The sequence below is a fragment of the Limnohabitans sp. genome (assembly GCF_046052765.1).
Classification (GTDB): Bacteria; Pseudomonadota; Gammaproteobacteria; order Burkholderiales; family Burkholderiaceae_C; genus Limnohabitans.
The window spans coordinates 1-16,552 of record NZ_JAVLFQ010000046.1 but is presented as its reverse complement, the minus strand read 5'-3'; the positions used below and the strand labels follow the sequence as shown (position 1 = coordinate 16,552).

Annotated in this window: 18 protein-coding genes and 1 tRNA gene; 7 read left to right on the top strand and 12 right to left on the bottom strand. The window is 50.7% G+C overall.

The features are described from left to right. Nucleotides 1–9: 9 nt before the first annotated feature. From AC9UG7_RS05490 to AC9UG7_RS05455, 8 genes are all read right to left on the bottom strand, one after another. Nucleotides 10–432 (bottom strand): type IV pilin protein, encoded by a 423-nt coding sequence (locus tag AC9UG7_RS05490; protein WP_509585283.1) that lies wholly within the window; start codon nucleotides 430–432, stop codon nucleotides 10–12. Next, entirely contained in the window at nucleotides 432–1,079 is a 648-nt protein-coding gene (locus AC9UG7_RS05485) for a hypothetical protein (RefSeq protein ID WP_509585280.1), read from the bottom strand. Before AC9UG7_RS05485 ends, AC9UG7_RS05490 begins: the two co-directional genes overlap by 1 nt. Next, a complete protein-coding gene (locus AC9UG7_RS05480; RefSeq protein ID WP_509585277.1) occupies nucleotides 1,079–1,792 on the bottom strand; it encodes a PilW family protein in 714 nt (237 codons plus the stop codon). The genes AC9UG7_RS05485 and AC9UG7_RS05480 overlap by 1 nt, the downstream gene beginning before the upstream one ends. Continuing rightward, a complete protein-coding gene (locus tag AC9UG7_RS05475) occupies nucleotides 1,789–2,238 on the bottom strand; it encodes a hypothetical protein (protein ID WP_509585274.1) in 450 nt (149 codons plus the stop codon). The genes AC9UG7_RS05480 and AC9UG7_RS05475 overlap by 4 nt, the downstream gene beginning before the upstream one ends. Before the next feature lie 32 nt (nucleotides 2,239–2,270). After that, on the bottom strand, nucleotides 2,271–2,870 hold the full coding sequence (locus AC9UG7_RS05470; RefSeq protein ID WP_509585272.1) for a GspH/FimT family pseudopilin: 600 nt from the start codon (nucleotides 2,868–2,870) through the stop codon (nucleotides 2,271–2,273). A 65-nt stretch (nucleotides 2,871–2,935) separates the two neighbouring features. Next, the gene (gene nrdR / locus AC9UG7_RS05465; RefSeq protein ID WP_509585269.1) at nucleotides 2,936–3,385 is read right to left on the bottom strand and encodes a transcriptional regulator NrdR; all 450 of its coding nucleotides are present in this window, start codon (nucleotides 3,383–3,385) and stop codon (nucleotides 2,936–2,938) included. A gap of 6 nt (nucleotides 3,386–3,391) precedes the next feature. Continuing rightward, nucleotides 3,392–4,636, bottom strand: a complete 1,245-nt coding sequence (glyA, locus tag AC9UG7_RS05460; RefSeq protein ID WP_509585267.1) for a serine hydroxymethyltransferase — start codon at nucleotides 4,634–4,636, stop codon at nucleotides 3,392–3,394. A 20-nt stretch (nucleotides 4,637–4,656) separates the two neighbouring features. Next, entirely contained in the window at nucleotides 4,657–5,484 is an 828-nt protein-coding gene (locus tag AC9UG7_RS05455; protein WP_509585264.1) for a transglycosylase SLT domain-containing protein, read from the bottom strand. A gap of 76 nt (nucleotides 5,485–5,560) precedes the next feature. Between AC9UG7_RS05455 and AC9UG7_RS05450 the strand changes: the two genes are divergently transcribed. Then, complete coding sequence (locus AC9UG7_RS05450; RefSeq protein WP_509585261.1) at nucleotides 5,561–8,407, top strand: DUF349 domain-containing protein; 2,847 nt, start codon at nucleotides 5,561–5,563, stop codon at nucleotides 8,405–8,407. On the opposite strand, the gene AC9UG7_RS05445 is transcribed toward AC9UG7_RS05450, so the two are convergent. Genes AC9UG7_RS05445 through AC9UG7_RS05430 form a run of 4 tightly spaced genes read right to left on the bottom strand, consistent with a single transcriptional unit; the run spans nucleotide 8,385 to nucleotide 10,904 of the window. Further along, entirely contained in the window at nucleotides 8,385–9,212 is an 828-nt protein-coding gene (locus AC9UG7_RS05445) for a UDP-2,3-diacylglucosamine diphosphatase (protein ID WP_509585258.1), read from the bottom strand. The genes AC9UG7_RS05450 and AC9UG7_RS05445 overlap by 23 nt on opposite strands. Before the next feature lie 11 nt (nucleotides 9,213–9,223). Further along, nucleotides 9,224–9,730 carry a peptidylprolyl isomerase gene (locus AC9UG7_RS05440; protein WP_509585255.1) on the bottom strand — a complete coding sequence of 169 codons (507 nt, stop codon included), beginning with the start codon at nucleotides 9,728–9,730 and terminating at the stop codon, nucleotides 9,224–9,226. A gap of 2 nt (nucleotides 9,731–9,732) precedes the next feature. Next, nucleotides 9,733–10,296, bottom strand: a complete 564-nt coding sequence (locus tag AC9UG7_RS05435) for a peptidylprolyl isomerase (protein WP_509585347.1) — start codon at nucleotides 10,294–10,296, stop codon at nucleotides 9,733–9,735. 26 nt (nucleotides 10,297–10,322) lie between these two features. Further along, a complete protein-coding gene (locus AC9UG7_RS05430; protein ID WP_509585252.1) occupies nucleotides 10,323–10,904 on the bottom strand; it encodes a tetratricopeptide repeat protein in 582 nt (193 codons plus the stop codon). A 124-nt stretch (nucleotides 10,905–11,028) separates the two neighbouring features. On the opposite strand from AC9UG7_RS05430, the gene cysS reads away from it, so the two are divergent. The 6 genes from cysS (at nucleotide 11,029) to AC9UG7_RS05400 (ending at nucleotide 16,435) form a co-directional block, all read left to right on the top strand. Beyond that, on the top strand, nucleotides 11,029–12,414 hold the full coding sequence (gene cysS, locus AC9UG7_RS05425; protein WP_509585249.1) for a cysteine--tRNA ligase: 1,386 nt from the start codon (nucleotides 11,029–11,031) through the stop codon (nucleotides 12,412–12,414). Beyond that, a complete protein-coding gene (locus AC9UG7_RS05420) occupies nucleotides 12,414–13,061 on the top strand; it encodes a DNA-3-methyladenine glycosylase family protein (protein WP_509585247.1) in 648 nt (215 codons plus the stop codon). The genes cysS and AC9UG7_RS05420 overlap by 1 nt, the downstream gene beginning before the upstream one ends. 35 nt (nucleotides 13,062–13,096) lie before the next feature. Beyond that, the gene (locus tag AC9UG7_RS05415; protein WP_509585244.1) at nucleotides 13,097–14,074 is read left to right on the top strand and encodes an acetyl-CoA carboxylase carboxyltransferase subunit alpha; all 978 of its coding nucleotides are present in this window, start codon (nucleotides 13,097–13,099) and stop codon (nucleotides 14,072–14,074) included. 10 nt (nucleotides 14,075–14,084) lie between these two features. Further along, nucleotides 14,085–15,041, top strand: a complete 957-nt coding sequence (tilS, locus tag AC9UG7_RS05410; RefSeq protein WP_509585344.1) for a tRNA lysidine(34) synthetase TilS — start codon at nucleotides 14,085–14,087, stop codon at nucleotides 15,039–15,041. A gap of 21 nt (nucleotides 15,042–15,062) precedes the next feature. Further along, nucleotides 15,063–16,331: an aspartate kinase gene (locus AC9UG7_RS05405; protein ID WP_509585241.1), complete on the top strand. Its 1,269-nt coding sequence runs from the start codon at nucleotides 15,063–15,065 to the stop codon at nucleotides 16,329–16,331. 11 nt (nucleotides 16,332–16,342) lie between these two features. Continuing rightward, a tRNA-Ser gene (locus tag AC9UG7_RS05400) sits at nucleotides 16,343–16,435 on the top strand. The last annotated feature ends 117 nt before the right edge of the window (nucleotides 16,436–16,552 follow it).

Sequence of the window (16,552 nt, the reverse complement as noted above, 5' to 3'; positions counted from 1 at the left end):
TCAGCGGCCTTATCTTGACCAGCAATTGGCGACTTCACCTTGCGCGTTGCGTTGTCCGGCTTGGTTCAGCGTCAAAGCGCCACAGTCATCATTTGCTTGAACACTGATGGGTGTGGCGGTCAAAACATAGCTTTGCCCTTGACTGACTAAGGTGAGACGGTATTTGAGTTCAGGTGTTTGCCATACAGCCAGCGGCACACTGCTCGGATAACTGCCTGTGCTGGTAGCCGTTTGCTCTAACCACTGGGCTGATTTCATGAGCGCAAGTTTGGCCAATTGGCGCTGACTGCGGGCTTGCGCAGTTTGGTAAATGGGTATGGAAAAAGCACTCAGTACCCCGAGGATGGTCAAGACGCACAACAACTCCAGCAAGGAAAAACCACTGTGATTGGAGAAATTTCCTGTGAAAAAGTTTCCATTTTCATGTGACATCAAGGCAGCAACTCCAACATACGTTGCATGTCTGCCAGCCGAACAGCTTGTCCATCCAGAGGCAAGCTGACTGGCCGCCAAACGGCCTGCCATCCCACTTGGTTATGGCGCTCTTCATTCAATGCAATAACGGTGATTCTGTACATAAACAAAGGGGCTGAATGGTTGGATGCCATGTTGCAGGGTAAAACTTCGACCCAAGACAGAATGCGTTGACCCGATTCGAGTACTGCACTTTTGGCCTGTGGGGATAGGTTGAGCCATTCACTGCGCCGCTGACCCAGAGTCAGCAAAGGCCGACAAATACCTTCCATGCAGCCGTTAACAGGCAATTGGGTTTGCAGCAGCGCCCAGTCAGAGAGAGTGACCGGAAAAGCAGGGGAAGCGGAACTTGAGGAGGCAAGCGAAGCGGACGTCTGATGACTGCTGCTGGCTATGGCATCTGCTGTCGTGGTTAAAGCGTTCAACGCCGCTTGCTTTAATTGCCAGCGTTCGGTTTGATGGCGACTCCATCCTTGTGCCAAAGTGATGTTTCGCCAACCTGCCAACAGCATCACACTGCTGACCATGAACAAAGCTAAGACTGTGGGCAAGGCCAATCCGCACTCATTGATGGGTTTCAAAAACGGTTTGAAGGAATGGGGCATTATTGGGAAGCGTGGCTAAATTGAAGTACCGAGCGCCATGCCATAGCGCCATTTTTCAGAGGTGTGAGTTTGTTGCATGACAAGCCAGGGGTTGTCAAAGTCAACGCATTAGTGCGTACTTGTAAACACCATTGCACCGCTCGTATCGCATGCCAGTCGGTGACTTGCGCGGCTGTTCGCCACTGCATGCGTTGTGAAGCAGCAGGGGTACCCGGCGTATTCATGGTTTGTGCATAGCGAAAACGAACTTCATCCACCTGCTCAATCAGCGCTTGGTAAGTAGAGTTGCTGCGAGCGCTGTCTTTGCAGGTGAATTCACTTGAACTGTTTTTTCTGAAATCATCTTGTAACCAGTACTGGGTGGAAGCTTGGTGACCCTGACAATCTGCAGGAGTCACACTGCGAAATTGCATCAACTGCAATTGGCTGTCATTGCCAGATACTGTCAATGGCAAGTAAGCCAGAGAAGCAAAACCTTGACTGTCCAATTTCAATTCAGGTGCACCTGCGCGTTGAGCGCGATCCCTCACCCCTTGAATTGCTGTGTGCATTCTTTGATGTGTATCCATCTGTGATTGAAGCATGGTTTGGCTGCGTTGAATCCAAGCAAACGCACTGAACGCTGACATGACAACCAGCAAACTAAGGGTCATACCCATCATGCATTCAACCAGACCTTGACCGCGTTGGCGACTGATGTGGGTTGTATTCATGGGCGCCATGAGGTTTGCCAGCATCTGTAAGAGACCGGACAGTCAACGGATGAATATGGACTTTCATTTTGTGACGAGCTAGGCCATACCAGTTGGACATCTACCTTGGGTGTGCCGCTTGTGTTGGTTTGAATGCTGGCCCTTGCCAAGGGCAAACGCTCGCGCAGTTCTGTCCACCAATCGGCCAAATCGGACTGTGCCCATTGCTGCGCACTGCAGCTTTGTTGATAGCAATCCCAGTTGGGCGGAACCTGATTCAGGTTCAATTGGTACCAAGGCCACGCGTCTGGGTGAACTTGCATACGTTGCGATAAATCCGTTGTCATGGCCACTGCTTGTTGAAGAGACAAAGCATCGCGTTGTGCCTGCATGGATTGAAGTTGTAGTGTCATCAGGCTCAAGCAAAGCAGGCTCAACACCATCATGGCAGTCAGTGCCTCCAGCATAGAAAAGCCTTTTGATAATCGGCTATCTTTTTTCATGAGCAAGTGGCGGAGTTGACCAAACGCAACCGGCCTGCTGTGTTGATGCATGCGCTGATAACTATTGCCGAGTTATTGACTCGGGGCTTGACCATCAAGCGCAAACCACCTGCGACTGGTTCACCGTTGGCATTGATCATCAACGCGTTCTGAGAGGGTGACAGTGTGACAATCAGTTCCCCGTTCAACGCATTGGTGAGCAAAGCCGGCTGTTGGTAACCAGGTGCTGAAACAATTTCCCAGCCGCAACGCCAATCACCGTTGGGTAAATTCGTTGAACTGCATTGCGTGGTGCGTTGCAGTTGCATGGCTTGTCCCGTTCGCAATGCCTGAAGACGTGCCGATTGCAAGTCTGCAGACCAAGAGCGAATGGCGTTTTCAATTTTGGCTCGCCAAAGCCATTGACTGACAGTCGGGGCTGCAAGCGATGTTGCTATGCCGAATATGGCCAGCACCATACAAAGCTCGGGCAGGCTGTAGCCTTGCGAGTTAGAGGATGAGGCGAAGGCGTGTTTAGCAAAGATGATCTGAGCAGGACAAGAGCCATGCTTCAAGGACATCCAAAGCCAAACAAGCGGAAAAATAAACAGTTGCATGTCCGCCATCATGCGTAAAAAGCGGGCTAAAAAAAGTGCGCTGTGAACTGCTGGTAAGTGTTTTTTTAACGGCGGAATTCTTCAACCAGCGTTTTGAATTCATCCACATCTTCAAAACTGCGGTAAACGCTGGCGAAGCGAACATAAGCCACTTTATCGAGTTTTTTTAATTCGCGCATCACCAACTCGCCGATACGGTTGGACGCAACTTCGCGCTGTGCCAAAGACAGTAACTTATCTTCAATACGTTCGATGGCCGCGTCAATTTGCTCGGTGCTCACCGGACGTTTGCGCAAAGCAAGATTCAAAGATCCCCGCAGTTTGCTGCGGTCGTAATCTATGCGTCGGCCATCTTTTTTAACCACTGCGGGGTAGCTGACATCGGCACGCTCATACGTGGTGAAACGTTTTTCGCAATGCCCGCAGGATCGGCGACGGCGGATCGAGTCACCCTCTTCAGACATGCGGGTCTCCATGACTTGGGTTTCCACATGGCTGCAAAAAGGGCATTTCATGGCGTATTACCCATAGACTGGAAACCGACTGGTCAATGCATGTACTTTGGCGCGCACCGCTGCAATATGCGCTTCGTCGTTTGGATGCTCCAGCACATCGGCAATCAAGTGAGCGGTTGCACGTGCTTCCTCATCCTTAAAGCCCCGTGTGGTCATGGCAGGTGTACCAATACGAACACCGCTGGTCACCATCGGTTTTTCTGGATCGTTGGGAATAGCGTTTTTGTTGATGGTCATGTGGGCATTGCCCAATGCAAGCTCTGCCGCTTTTCCAGTGATACCTTTGGAACGCAAATCTACCAGCATGACATGGCTTTGCGTCCGGCCACTGACGATACGCAGACCGCGCTCAGTCAAGGTGTGGGCAACGATTTCTGCGTTCTTCAACACCTGTTGCTGGTAAGTCTTGAAGCTGGGGTCGAGCGCTTCTTTGAAGGCCACTGCTTTGGCGGCAATCACATGCATCAAAGGGCCGCCTTGCAAGCCTGGAAACACAGCGCTATTGATGGCTTTTTCGTGCTCGGCTTTCATGAGAATAATGCCGCCGCGCGGTCCCCGCAGGCTTTTGTGGGTGGTGGATGTCACCACATCGGCGTGTGGCACTGGGTTCGGGTACACGCCTGCAGCGATCAAGCCTGCGTAATGCGCCATATCGACCAAAAAGACAGCGCCGATGTCTTTGGCCACTTTGGCAAAGCGGGCAAAGTCAATGTGTAAGCTGTAAGCCGAAGCGCCTGCAATGATCAATTTAGGGCGGGTAGCCAGTGCCTTGGCTTCCATGGCGTCGTAATCGATTTCTTCTTTGGCGTTCAGTCCGTAGCTCTCCACCTTGAACCATTTGCCAGACAGGTTCAGCGGCATGCCGTGGGTGAGGTGGCCACCTTCAGCCAAGCTCATGCCCATGATGGTGTCGCCAGGCTTGAGAAATGCAAGAAACACCGCCTGGTTGGCTGATGCGCCGCAATGGGGTTGTACATTGGCAGCGTCTGCGCCGAACAATTGCTTGGCCCGGTCGATGGCAAGTTGTTCAGCGATATCGACGTTTTCACACCCGCCGTAATAGCGTTTGCCGGGGTAGCCCTCGGCGTATTTGTTAGTGAGTTGGGTACCCTGGGCTTGCATGACCGCAGGGGAAGCGTAGTTTTCGCTGGCAATCAATTCAATATGGTGTTCCTGGCGCAGGTTTTCAGCTTGAATTGCTGCCCACAGTTCAGGATCGGTTTGCGCCATCAGTTGCGAGCGTGCGTACATGGGTTCTCCGTTTAAAAATATCAGGGCTTGGAATTGGCAGGCTTGAAAGGACTGAGGCTTTTGGCTTTATCCCATAGCTCGATCAGACCGTCTTCATTGATGGATTTATTGTTGGACATAGACACATGTTTACCGCTGGCAATATCGTGCAACCTTTGCTGCTCAGCCAATACCTTGGTAACGTAGCCGCCGTCTTCCCCGCTGTTACCTGCGCCTACGTATTGGCGCAATCCAGCTTCAATACCACCATTACGGTCTATGGATTCTTTCAAAACTGCTGCCCCCACCCGCATGTTGGCGATGGGGTCAAATGCGGCGAATTCACCGCCAAAGCTGTCGTATTTTTCGGTATGCACATCGGTTCGAACTTGCATCAATCCTTGTGCGCCCATGGTGCTTTGGGCAAATGGATTGAAACCGGATTCAATTGCCATCACAGCAAGAATCAGCGTGGGGTCTAGTTTTTTAGAGGGGCCAATTTCATAGGCTTCAGACACCAAGGCGCTGATGGGCTCAGGCGCAACCCTGTATTTGCGGCTTAACCAAAATGCGATGGCGGCCTGCTCCTTGGGTAAATCTTGGGGATCAACAGCGGTGGCACGGTCAACCGCGTTACCGTCTTCATTAAAACCAAAGTCCAAACCGTGGCGGTTTTGCAACCAATCGATCAGTTGAACTTCGACGTTATCTCTCAAATTGGCTTGTGTGCTGAAGATCAGCAGAAAACAAAAAACAGCCAAACCCAGAAATGCCAGTCCGCTGTGGGTGATCAGAAAAAACCCCTGACCGATATCAGTCAGTATGACTTTGACTGACTGTTTGATTGTTTCCAAAAGATGCATAGCCATATTTTATGCTTTACCCCTAAGCCCTGTCACAATAGAGTGCTTAGCCCGATTGGGTATTACTGAAACACTGACAGCCGTGAACACCCCTCATAACAGTTCCCCTGATTTGTCCGCCCTTGATCATTTAACTGGCGGCGCATTGACAGCCGTTACCTCCAGCGAACGACTGACTCGCATACGTGAGTGGCTAGCCACTGAACCGGCGGCTGATTTATTGCAACAGGTTTTTAAAGAATTGAGCGCACGCGACAAAGGTGCAGCCAAACCTGTTAAAGAAAAAATTGAAGACCTGCGTCGAGCTAAAAATCAACAAACGCTTGCCGATGAATGGGCCCAAAAAGCCAATGCGTTGCTGACACAACAAAGGCTGAATGTGGCGGATGCCATGGCTTGGGCGCGCGACGCAGCCAAAGCTGGGGCTCCTTTGTCTAGGGAACCTTTGGCGGGGCTGAGGTTGACGCTGGCCGATCTGGTCAAGCATATTGATGATTTGGCGCATCGTGCACAAGTACTGCGTGAAGCTTCTCTGTTGTTGGCGCAACGCATTGAGGTTTTATCCACCAAGTCGTGGACCGAAGCAGTGGATGCCAAACCCACTCTTTCTGCTGATATGGAAAGATTTGTCAGCGAGTGGAAGGCCTTGCTTGAGGATCCACATTGGCAAAGTGTGGACCCCAAGTATCCGGTTATCTTGAACGAGGGAGCGCAACATATCCAATTGGTGTGGGATGCGTTTTCGGCTGCACTTGAGCAAACGCAAGCGGCCGCTAATGATCCGAATCTGCCCTTGCCGGGCGTTCCGGCATGGGCTGACCAATTGCGAACGATGCGTGGCGAAACTATCAAGTCAGCAACGCCTGCGCCCAGCAAACCTTCAGTCGATCCAGTATTGCAAACCCAGTCCAATGAAGCTGTACAACAGTTGATTCAGACGTTAGAAGCTGAATTGGCTTTGGGGCATAGCAAAGCTACCACCACAGCCGCCGCCTCTTTGCGTCAAGCTTTGAAGACGTATGGAAAATTGTTAGGACATGAGACAGAAACACATGCGCAACAGGCTCTGACCAAAGCTGGTGAACTCGAGGGCTGGCAACGCTGGCGAGCTGACCAGTTGCGTACCGAATTGGTAGCTAAAGCGGAAGCTTTGCTCAAGCCCGCAAAGCCTACTGCGCCGACAAATGCGCCTGTTGTAGAGGATCAATCCCAGTCAGTTGAACCTGGCCTATCTACCGAAGAAGCGGTTACCACTGACCCAACTCCCAGTGAAGCCACGACTTGGATACCCGTGGTCACTGGTCGAAAATTACAAGACTCTCTGCGCCAATTACGCGAGGCCTGGAAGCAAACAGACCAAGGTGGTCAGCCCAACCATGCGTTATGGAAACGGTTTGACCAAGCCTGCAACCGCGCTTATCCATTTGTTCAGGAATGGTTGGAAAAAGCCAAGGCAGAAACACAAGCGCACAAAGAGCAGCGCTTGTCTTTGCTGGCTGAAGTCGCCGCTTGGACCCAAGCCCATGCGGGTAATACTGATTGGAAAAAGCAGGCGAGAGAATTGCATCAATTCTCAGAGCGTTGGCGCAACAGCGGGCATTTGAGTGAGAAAGCATTTGCTGAAATGCAAGCTCAGTGGAAATCTGCCATGTCATTGGCTCACGCCGCCTTGGAAAAGGCTCAAGATGCCAGTGTGGCCATTCGTCGCCAAATGATTGATGAAGCCAAGCAACTGGCTGCATCACCTGTGCTGCGAATTGATGCAGTCAAGGCGTTACAACAGCGCTGGCAAGTGGAATCACAAGCAGTAGCTTTGGATAGAAAGCTGGCGCAAAAATTATGGGATGCTTTTCGCCATCCCTTAGATGAAGCTTTCCAGCGCAAGACCCAAGAACGCACGGTACAAGCTCAGGCTTTGTCTGCACATGACCAGTCTGTGCTTGACGCGTCTCATGCGCTGGAAAAAGCCATTGCACAAGGGGATACCTCGCTCATACGCCAAGCCATGCAACATTTGCATCAGGTCATGAGTGGCAAATTAAATGCGGAGACACCGTCCACACAAGCCACTGCGGCGCCTGACACGCCTTCTCAGGAAATGTCGGCTACGCCTGAGGCTGTGGCCCAGGAAAGTGCTGAACCTGTGGTGGCAGCGCAGGAGACGGATTCAACGGCAGTCCATCCATCCGATGTTGAGCAGTCGCATCAGCCCGAACCATCGCTAGACACTGAGACTGACCCACAACCCGCAGAAGAAATGCCAACTGCACCGGTCGTCAAAATACCTGCCCCTGCCAAAAAAGTGGTGGCAGTACGTGGGGATGATCGTCCAGGACAGAAAAAAACCGAACCTGCAGCAACAGGCAGGTTTGGCGACAAGCCAGGCGCCAGACGCAATGAGCGCGATTTACAGGGGCGGCGCAATGACAAAGATGCACCTCGCACTCGCGATGGCTTTGAGGATCGCGGACCCAGATTGGGTGAATCAGCATTCCGTGCTCAGCGCAACGCCCTGGAAATGGCTGAGGCCGCATTGAAGAAATTAGCGATGCAAGCGCATGGCGAAATCATTGTCCACCTCTTATCTGCTTGGCAGCACAGGGACGCGGATCAGTTACCGCCAGCCAAGGAACTGGGTATCCGTGTCAATTCGGCACAACGTCAAGCTTGGGTACAGGCTTTGCAATCGCCTGCAAAAGGTGATGCGTCAACGGCTTTACTGCGACTTGAAATGGCCGCTGAAGTCAGTACGCCGGCAGAGCATCAGCAAGAACGCCGTAATTTACAGTTGCTTTTATTGACGAAAAGAAACGATCCGCCGCCAGCACAAACTTGGGGAACAGATACAGCGACACTGCTGCAGTCTGCTCACGAAAGCAGTGCAGCGCAACGGTTGCAACAGGTTCTCAGGGTGCTTTTGCGACGTTGATATTTGGCTGCGACAGGCTTTGCCTTGTAAAGCCTTGCTTGCTTGTCCAAAGCATGGATTGCAGTCGCTGCGGGTTAGCATCTGCATCCCAGTCGCTCAATACGATGCGCCTATGTAAAGGGCCCAGTTGATGATCTTGAGGTCGGTGGGTGTGTCCATGGATCAGCACTTCAGTCTGCGTCGTTTCAAGCCACTGAGAAGCCGCATGCTCGTCTACATCGGCCCACAAAGTGTTTTGCAATTTACTTAATTGACTTTGGGCTTGCAGTTCTTTGGCTAACAACATACGGTCATTCAACGAGGTACTTTTCAGACGTTGCATCCATTCGTTGGAGCGAATTTCACGCCGATAAGCTTGGTAGGCTTTGTCATCCAGACAAAGTACATCACCATGACTGAGCAGCCAATGTTGTTCAAAGACGGTCACCACGCAAGGGTCAGTGAGAGGGGTCATGCCAGCGGTTGTGCAAGCTTGCGCGTCAAGCAGGAAGTCCCGGTTGCCTACCATCCAATACACAGGCATACGCTGACTGACTGCATAAATATGTGCCAAGCAAGTACGTTCAAAATCAGCCGAAGGGTGTTGCAATATATCGTCACCTAGCCATACCTCAAACAAATCGCCCAGTATGAACAAGGCATCTGCTTGTAGAGATTGCAAGTAACCCGCCCATGCTTGGTAGGTTGAGCGATGATTGACTTCGAGATGCACATCAGACAAAAAAGCTATTTGATCGCAATGGCTTAAGTCCAATCGCATCACTTCATCTGGCAACGGCACTGCCTGTGAATCACTGGCTTGCATGGAAAAAATGGTCAGAGCAAAACAGCCTTGGTGATCAACACATCTTCCTTGGGCACATCGTCATGAAAACCACGACGGCCGGTAGGCAGTTTGGTGATGGCGTCGACCACTTCTGTGCCGCTGATGACTTTACCGAATACCGCATATCCCCATCCAGAAGGGGTAGGGGAGGAATGGTTCAGAAAATCGTTGTCTTTGACATTGATGAAAAATTGTGAAGTGGCTGAATGGGGATCGCTGGTGCGTGCCATCGCAACGGTGTAGCAATCATTTTTCAAGCCATTGTTTGCTTCGTTTTCAAGCTTGGTGTCCACCTTTTTTTCTTTCATGTCCGGACTCATGCCGCCACCTTGAACCATAAAACCGGGAATGACGCGATGGAATATGGTGTCGTCGTAATGGCCTTTTTCGACATAAGACAAAAAGTTGGCTACCGATTTAGGTGCTTTGTCATCATCGAGCTCCAACGTAATGACGCCGTGTTCATGGATATGCAATTCGACTTGAGGGTTGGGCATGATTATTTCACCAGTGTTGCAGATTGAATGAGGACTTGAGTTTGGGGTACGTCACTTGGAAATGGCCCGCCGGCTCCAGTGGGCAATTGTTTGATGCGATTCACTATATCCATACCTGAGATGACTTTGCCAAAAACCACATACCCCCAACCTTGTTGTGTGGCGGACTGGTGATCTAAAAAGTCATTGTCTTTGACATTGATGAAAAACTGAGCAGTCGCAGAATGCGGGTTATTGGTTCGTGCCATGGCTATCGTGCCAATGGTGTTGTGTAAGGCACCGCTGGCTTTGGCCTCTACGCCTTCGTGCTTGATAGGTGGGCGCGTAGACTTTTCGTTGTATTTGCTGTCGTAACCGCCACCTTGGATCATGAAGTTATTGATGACACGGTGAAAAATCGTGCCGTTGTAGTGGCCTTCACGCACGTAGCTTAGAAAATTCTCAGCCGTCTTTGGTGTTTTGTCGGTGTATACCTCAACAACAAATTCTCCAGCGCTGGTGACAAATTTGACTTGCGGGTAATTGGATTGCGCATGTGTGATGAGGCTGCAGCCAAGCAAGCACATAAATATAAAACGACGAAAAAAAATGTTCATGGTGGAGGAAGAGTGAGTTGGAGGGCTGATTGAAGTGCAGTTATTTTTGCGTTGAGGCTCTTGTTGCTGCCGCTTATGCGGGTTGCGTTGTCGTATGAACGATTGGCGAGGTGAAGAAATATGTCGCCAAGATTTTCGTGTGCAGTGGCGTAATCTGGGTTGTTAAGTAATGCGTGCTCGAAGGCTTGACGTGCTTCGTCAATCCTTCCCTGTGCAGCCAGCATGACGCCCAGATTATTTTGCACTTCTGGCAATTCAGGGTAATCCTGGGCCAGCGCAACATAGGTGTCAAATGCTTCGGCGGTCCGTTTCAATTGCTCAAGAAGTCTGGCCTGCCAAAAACGCATCTGCGGATCACGCGGTTGATTTTCCAGATACTCTTGGGTCTGTCTCAGTGCATCGGCCCAGTCTCGCAACTGCAAGCTTTTTTGCACTTCATCATGGGCAGTGCCCTTGTAAGTTTGATTGGTGACAGTTTGCGCTTGCACACAGAAACTGCCGCAAAGCATCACCAAGCCCGGTATGACAAGTTGACGAACTAGCGAAAAGAAAGAAGCCAAAAACAAGTAAAGTCGCATGAAATTTAAAAAGTACGGCACCTGCAAACTAGATGCAAACCAAAGGACCTCGATATACTGACGTCATTGTAGTAGAGTGACATTACGCACCTGCTTGTGTGCAATTATTCCAATTTCAACCACGATGGCCCTTCGAATTTACAACACGCTGGCGCGTGCAGTGCAGGAATTCCAGCCACTGACACCAGGTCAGGTGCGGATGTATGTATGCGGCATGACGGTTTATGATTTTTGTCATATAGGTCATGCCCGCTCAATGGTCGCCTTTGATATGGTGCAACGTTGGCTCAAGCACTCAGGTTTTCAGGTGACTTATGTTCGAAACATCACAGACATAGACGACAAAATCATCCGTCGAGCCACTGAGAATGGAGAATCTATTCGCGTACTCACCGACCGAATGATCTTGGCTTTGCACCAAGATGCCGATGCGCTGGGAATTGAACGCCCGCAAGCAGAACCACGTGCAACTGACCACATACCTGGTATGTTGGCGTTAATCACGCAACTGGAAGACAAAGGCTTGGCTTACCGCAGCGCCAATGGCGATGTGAATTACGCAGTTCGTCAATTTGCTGGTTATGGCAAGTTGTCCGGTAAATCATTAGATGAATTGCATGCAGGTGAACGCGTTGCGGTGTCAGACGGCAAGCAAGACCCGTTGGACTTTGTATTGTGGAAAGCCGCCAAGCCAGAAGAGCCCGCGGATGTCAAATGGGACAGCGCTTTTGGCAGTGGACGGCCGGGTTGGCATATCGAGTGCTCAGCCATGGCTTGCAACTTGTTGGGTCAGTCTTTTGACATACATGGTGGTGGCGCTGATTTGCAGTTTCCTCATCATGAAAACGAAATTGCACAAAGTGAAGGTGCCCACGGTGTTACTTTGGCCAATTATTGGATGCACAACGGCTTTATCAATGTAGATAACGTCAAAATGTCTAAAAGCCTGGGTAATTTCTTCACCATCAGAGATGTGTTCAAGCAATACCGGCCAGAGGAAGTGCGTTTCTTTGTGGTGCGTAGCCATTACCGCAGTCCATTGAACTTCAGCGATCAACATTTAGACGATGCCCGCGCATCACTGAAACGGCTTTACACCGCATTACAAACTGTGGCGCCACAAACTGTCAGTATTGACTGGCAACAATCTTATGCAGCGCGATTTAAAACAGCTATGGACGAGGATTTTGGTACACCCGAGGCGGTGGCTGTGCTGTTTGATCTCGCGACAGAAGTCAACCGATCACAATCCCATCAATTAAGCGGGTTGCTCAAAGCCCTTGGCGGTGTGTTGGGTTTGTTGCAAACCGATCCGCTGGTGTTCTTACAAACCGCTAGCCATTCAGACGCGGGTGATGAAACCTTACAGATTGACGAATTGATTGCAGCGCGGGCTATCGCCAAGCAGGCCAAAGACTTTGCCAAGGCTGATCAAATTCGGCAACAGTTGTTGGGCTTGGGTATCGTGCTCAAAGATTCGGCGCAAGGTACTTTGTGGGAGCGTGCTTGATGCCCAGTCATTCGTTGCCCGTCAAACGCGTCACGCCCGCTTACTGGGAAGAGGCATGCAAGCATTTGGCTAAAAAAGACCGGGTGATGAGGCGCTTGATTCCTCAGTTCGGCGATGTTTGTTTGGAGTCGCGTGGCAACGCCTTTGTCACACTGGCGCGCAGTATTGTGGGGCAACAAATTTCTGTCAAAGCTGCACAGTCGGTGTGGGATAAATTCGCTGCTCTGAGCAAAACCCTGACCCCAGCCGCTGTGCTAAAGCTCAAAGTTGACGATATGCGAGCTGCTGGTTTGTCAGCACGAAAGGTGGAATACCTGGTTGACCTCGCTTTGCATTTTTCTAACGGAGCGGTGCACACGCGGCAATGGTCCGACATGGACGACGAGGCCATCATTGAGGAACTGGTCGCGATTCGCGGTATTGGTCGATGGACCGCAGAGATGTTTTTGATCTTTTATTTGCTCCGCCCCAATGTACTGCCCCTGGATGATGTCGGCCTGATCAACGGCATCAGTAAAAATTATTTTTCCGGCGAAGACGTCAGTCGCAGCGATGCCCGCGAAGTGGCTGCCGCTTGGCATCCTTATTGCAGTGTGGCAACTTGGTATATTTGGCGTTCGCTGGATCCACAGCCTGTTGCCTACTAAGCAATTGAGCGTACTTTGCCATTAAGGAGAACCGATTGGCCAAAAGAACATTTCTGGATTTTGAACAACCTATCGCAGAGCTAGAGTCGAAAATTGAAGAACTGCGTTATGTACAAGTTGAATCAGCTGTAGACATATCTCAAGAGATTGAACAGTTATCTAAAAAAAGCCAACTGTTGACCAAAGATATTTACAGTGATCTGACCCCTTGGCAGATCACTAAGATTGCGCGTCATCCAGAGCGTCCTTATACGTTGGATTACATCAGTGAAATATTCACAGACTTTGTTGAAATGCACGGTGACCGCCATTTTTCTGATGACTTGAGCATTGTCGGCGGTCTGGCGCGTTTTAACGGTAATGCTTGCATGGTCTTGGGGCAGCAAAAGGGACGAGACACCAAAGAGCGAACCGCTCGCAATTTTGGTATGACACGTCCAGAGGGATACCGCAAGGCGTTGCGCCTGATGAAAACCGCAGAAAAATTCAAACTGCCGGTTTTTACGTTTGTTGATACACCGGGTGCGTTTCCAGGTATTGATGCAGAAGAGCGCAGTCAAAGTGAGGCCATAGGTCGCAATATTTACGAGATGGCGCAATTGCAAGTGCCCATCATTACCACCATCATTGGTGAGGGCGGATCTGGCGGCGCACTGGCCATCAGTGTCGCCGACCAGTTGCTGATGTTGCAGTATTCCATTTATTCGGTCATCAGCCCTGAGGGTTGTGCTTCCATTTTGTGGAAGACATCTGATCGTGCTTCGGATGCTGCAGATGCGCTTGGCATCACTGCACACCGACTCAAGGCCTTGGGCCTGGTTGACAAAATAGTGAATGAGCCAGTAGGTGGCGCGCACCGTGATACCAAATTGATGGCTTCTCAACTCAAACGCGGACTGAATGATGCTTGGCGTCAACTGAGCGATCTCAAGCCGATAGAGTTACTGGACAGGCGTTACGAACGGCTGCAAAGTTATGGCCGATTCAACGACACCAAAGCTGAAACACGTTGAATCAGGCTTCATGGCAGTGGGACCACCGGCGTCCCTGTCTTTAAAGCATTTCAAACCGGAACTCCCTTTTGCAGTTGCTTTGAGCGGAGGTGCAGACTCCACCGCCATGCTGTTGGCATGCGTGGCTCGTTGGCCCAATCAGGTCAAAGCGGTACACGTTCACCATGGCATACAGCAGGCGGCTGGCGACTTTGCCCTTCATTGCGAAAAATTATGCGAACAACTGCAAGTTCCGCTAGCGATTGAGCGAATTGATGCACGGCATGCGCAAGGCGAAAGTCCTGAGGAGGCCGCCAGGCGCGGTCGCTACAACGCCATCGCATCTGCTTTGAAATCCCATTGGGGCGGAAATATTGCCGACGTCGCTTTGGCTCAACATGCGGATGATCAAGTCGAAACCTTGTTGCTGGCCTTATCGCGTGGCGCGGGCTTGCCGGGCTTGTCCGCCATGCCTGAAAAAACAGAACGTCATGGCTTGGTGTTGCACAGACCTTGGCTCAAGGTACCTGGCGCAGATATTCGTGATTGGTTGTTGTCTACCGGCGTGGCTTGGGTAGAAGACCCTAGCAACCTTGACCAACAATTCACTCGCAATCTGATTCGACATCAATTACTGCCTGTGCTGCAAAAAGCATTTCCCGCCTTTCGTCAGACATTTGCCCGCAGTGCCAGGCATTCTGCTCAGGCGCAACAATTGTTGGTCACGCTGGCGCAACTGGATTTGGAGTTAGTGGGTGAACCACCAGTGATTTCACGCTTGCAGCAACTCAGTGATGCCAGACAAGTCAATGTATTGAGGTTGTGGCTCAGTCACTGTGGCGCTCAGGCCAGCTCGAGTCAATTAGAAGCTCTGTTGGTTCAAATAGCGGCCTGTCAAACCAAGGGACATGCAATTGACATCAAAGTGGGCCGTGGACATGTCAAAAGAGTTGGCGATGTCATCGGTTGGTACAATTTAAAGCTTTGACTGACCACCCATAACCAATTCATGGCTTTAATCGTTCATAAATACGGCGGCACCTCGATGGGGTCGACCGAACGCATTCAAAACGTGGCAAAGCGCGTGGCTAAATGGGCCAAGGCTGGACACCAAATGGTGGTTGTGCCATCGGCCATGAGCGGCGAAACCAACCGACTGCTTGGTTTAGCGAAGGAACTTGCTGGTGACGCTTACAGTGATTCGTACTTTAGAGAGCTGGATGCATTAGCTGCTACCGGAGAGCAAGCATCCTCTGCCTTGCTTGCCATTGCATTGCAAACACAAGGCATTGATGCAGTCAGCTATGCAGGCTGGCAAGTGCCAATCCACACCAACAGCGCGTTCACCAAAGCCCGCATTGAATCCATTGATGATGTTCGTGTCCGCAACGATTTGTTACAAGGCAAAGTCGTCATCATCACTGGCTTTCAAGGTGTGGATCCACTAGGCCACATCACAACGTTAGGACGCGGAGGATCAGACACCTCTGCTGTGGCTGTAGCAGCCGCTTTGAAAGCTGCAGAGTGTTTGATATACACGGATGTAGATGGTGTTTACACCACGGATCCCCGCGTGGTGCCAGAGGCAAGACGGCTGCACACGGTAAGCTTTGAGGAAATGTTGGAGATGGCATCGCTGGGCAGCAAGGTATTGCAGATTCGCTCGGTAGAATTTGCTGGCAAATACAAGGTACCGCTCAGAGTTTTATCGAGTTTTACCCCTTGGGATATAGACATCACAGAGGAAGCCCGTTCGGGTACTCTGATTACTTTTGAGGAAGACGAACAAATGGAACAAGCCATCGTATCCGGCATAGCTTTTACGCGCGACGAAGCCAAAATTTCCATCATCGGGGTACCTGATAAACCAGGTATCGCCCACAAGATTCTGGGTACTGTCGCAGAAGCGAATATTGAAGTCGACATGATCATTCAAAATATCAGCAAGGGCGGACTGACGGATTTCAGTTTCACAGTCAACCGCAATGACCATGCCCGAGCCATCGAATTACTCAAAAACAAGGCGCTGCCCGAGTTGGGTAACCCCGAAGTGCAGGGCGATAACAAGATTTGCAAAGTATCCATCGTTGGCATTGGTATGCGCAGCCATGTGGGTGTGGCCAGCAAAATGTTTGCTTGTTTGAGCGGCGAGGGTATCAATATTCAGATGATTTCCACGAGCGAAATAAAGACTTCCGTGGTAATTGATGAAAAATACCTCGAATTGGCTGTGCGCTCTTTGCATAAAGCCTTTGAACTGGAGCAGAATCAGGCATAATTTGACTCACAGGAAACGTGACCGAGTGGCCGAAGGTGCTCCCCTGCTAAGGGAGTATGGGGTGTTGAGCCTCATCAAGGGTTCGAATCCCTTCGTTTCCGCCAGATAGCCTTTATTTATGCGCCCTTCGGGCCGTTTTTACTTTTTACATACCATAAAACATACCAAAGAATATTCACTGGTTTGATGTGCTGTATGTAACTTCGTAAATATTTATTAGG

Coding starts and splice junctions, on each gene's coding strand:
- AC9UG7_RS05485 (WP_509585280.1), bottom strand. CDS start 1,079: ATGCCCCATTCCTTCAAACCGTTTTTGAAACCCATCAATGAGTGCGGA.
- AC9UG7_RS05455 (WP_509585264.1), bottom strand. CDS start 5,484: ATGGCTATGCATCTTTTGGAAACAATCAAACAGTCAGTCAAAGTCATA.
- AC9UG7_RS05470 (WP_509585272.1), bottom strand. CDS start 2,870: ATGCAACTGTTTATTTTTCCGCTTGTTTGGCTTTGGATGTCCTTGAAG.
- AC9UG7_RS05480 (WP_509585277.1), bottom strand. CDS start 1,792: ATGAATACAACCCACATCAGTCGCCAACGCGGTCAAGGTCTGGTTGAA.
- tilS (WP_509585344.1), top strand. CDS start 14,085: ATGGCAGTGGGACCACCGGCGTCCCTGTCTTTAAAGCATTTCAAACCG.
- AC9UG7_RS05445 (WP_509585258.1), bottom strand. CDS start 9,212: ATGCAAGCCAGTGATTCACAGGCAGTGCCGTTGCCAGATGAAGTGATG.
- AC9UG7_RS05440 (WP_509585255.1), bottom strand. CDS start 9,730: ATGCCCAACCCTCAAGTCGAATTGCATATCCATGAACACGGCGTCATT.
- cysS (WP_509585249.1), top strand. CDS start 11,029: ATGGCCCTTCGAATTTACAACACGCTGGCGCGTGCAGTGCAGGAATTC.
- AC9UG7_RS05405 (WP_509585241.1), top strand. CDS start 15,063: ATGGCTTTAATCGTTCATAAATACGGCGGCACCTCGATGGGGTCGACC.
- nrdR (WP_509585269.1), bottom strand. CDS start 3,385: ATGAAATGCCCTTTTTGCAGCCATGTGGAAACCCAAGTCATGGAGACC.
- AC9UG7_RS05475 (WP_509585274.1), bottom strand. CDS start 2,238: ATGCTGGAGGCACTGACTGCCATGATGGTGTTGAGCCTGCTTTGCTTG.
- AC9UG7_RS05435 (WP_509585347.1), bottom strand. CDS start 10,296: ATGTGCTTGCTTGGCTGCAGCCTCATCACACATGCGCAATCCAATTAC.
- AC9UG7_RS05420 (WP_509585247.1), top strand. CDS start 12,414: ATGCCCAGTCATTCGTTGCCCGTCAAACGCGTCACGCCCGCTTACTGG.
- glyA (WP_509585267.1), bottom strand. CDS start 4,636: ATGTACGCACGCTCGCAACTGATGGCGCAAACCGATCCTGAACTGTGG.
- AC9UG7_RS05430 (WP_509585252.1), bottom strand. CDS start 10,904: ATGCGACTTTACTTGTTTTTGGCTTCTTTCTTTTCGCTAGTTCGTCAA.
- AC9UG7_RS05490 (WP_509585283.1), bottom strand. CDS start 432: ATGTCACATGAAAATGGAAACTTTTTCACAGGAAATTTCTCCAATCAC.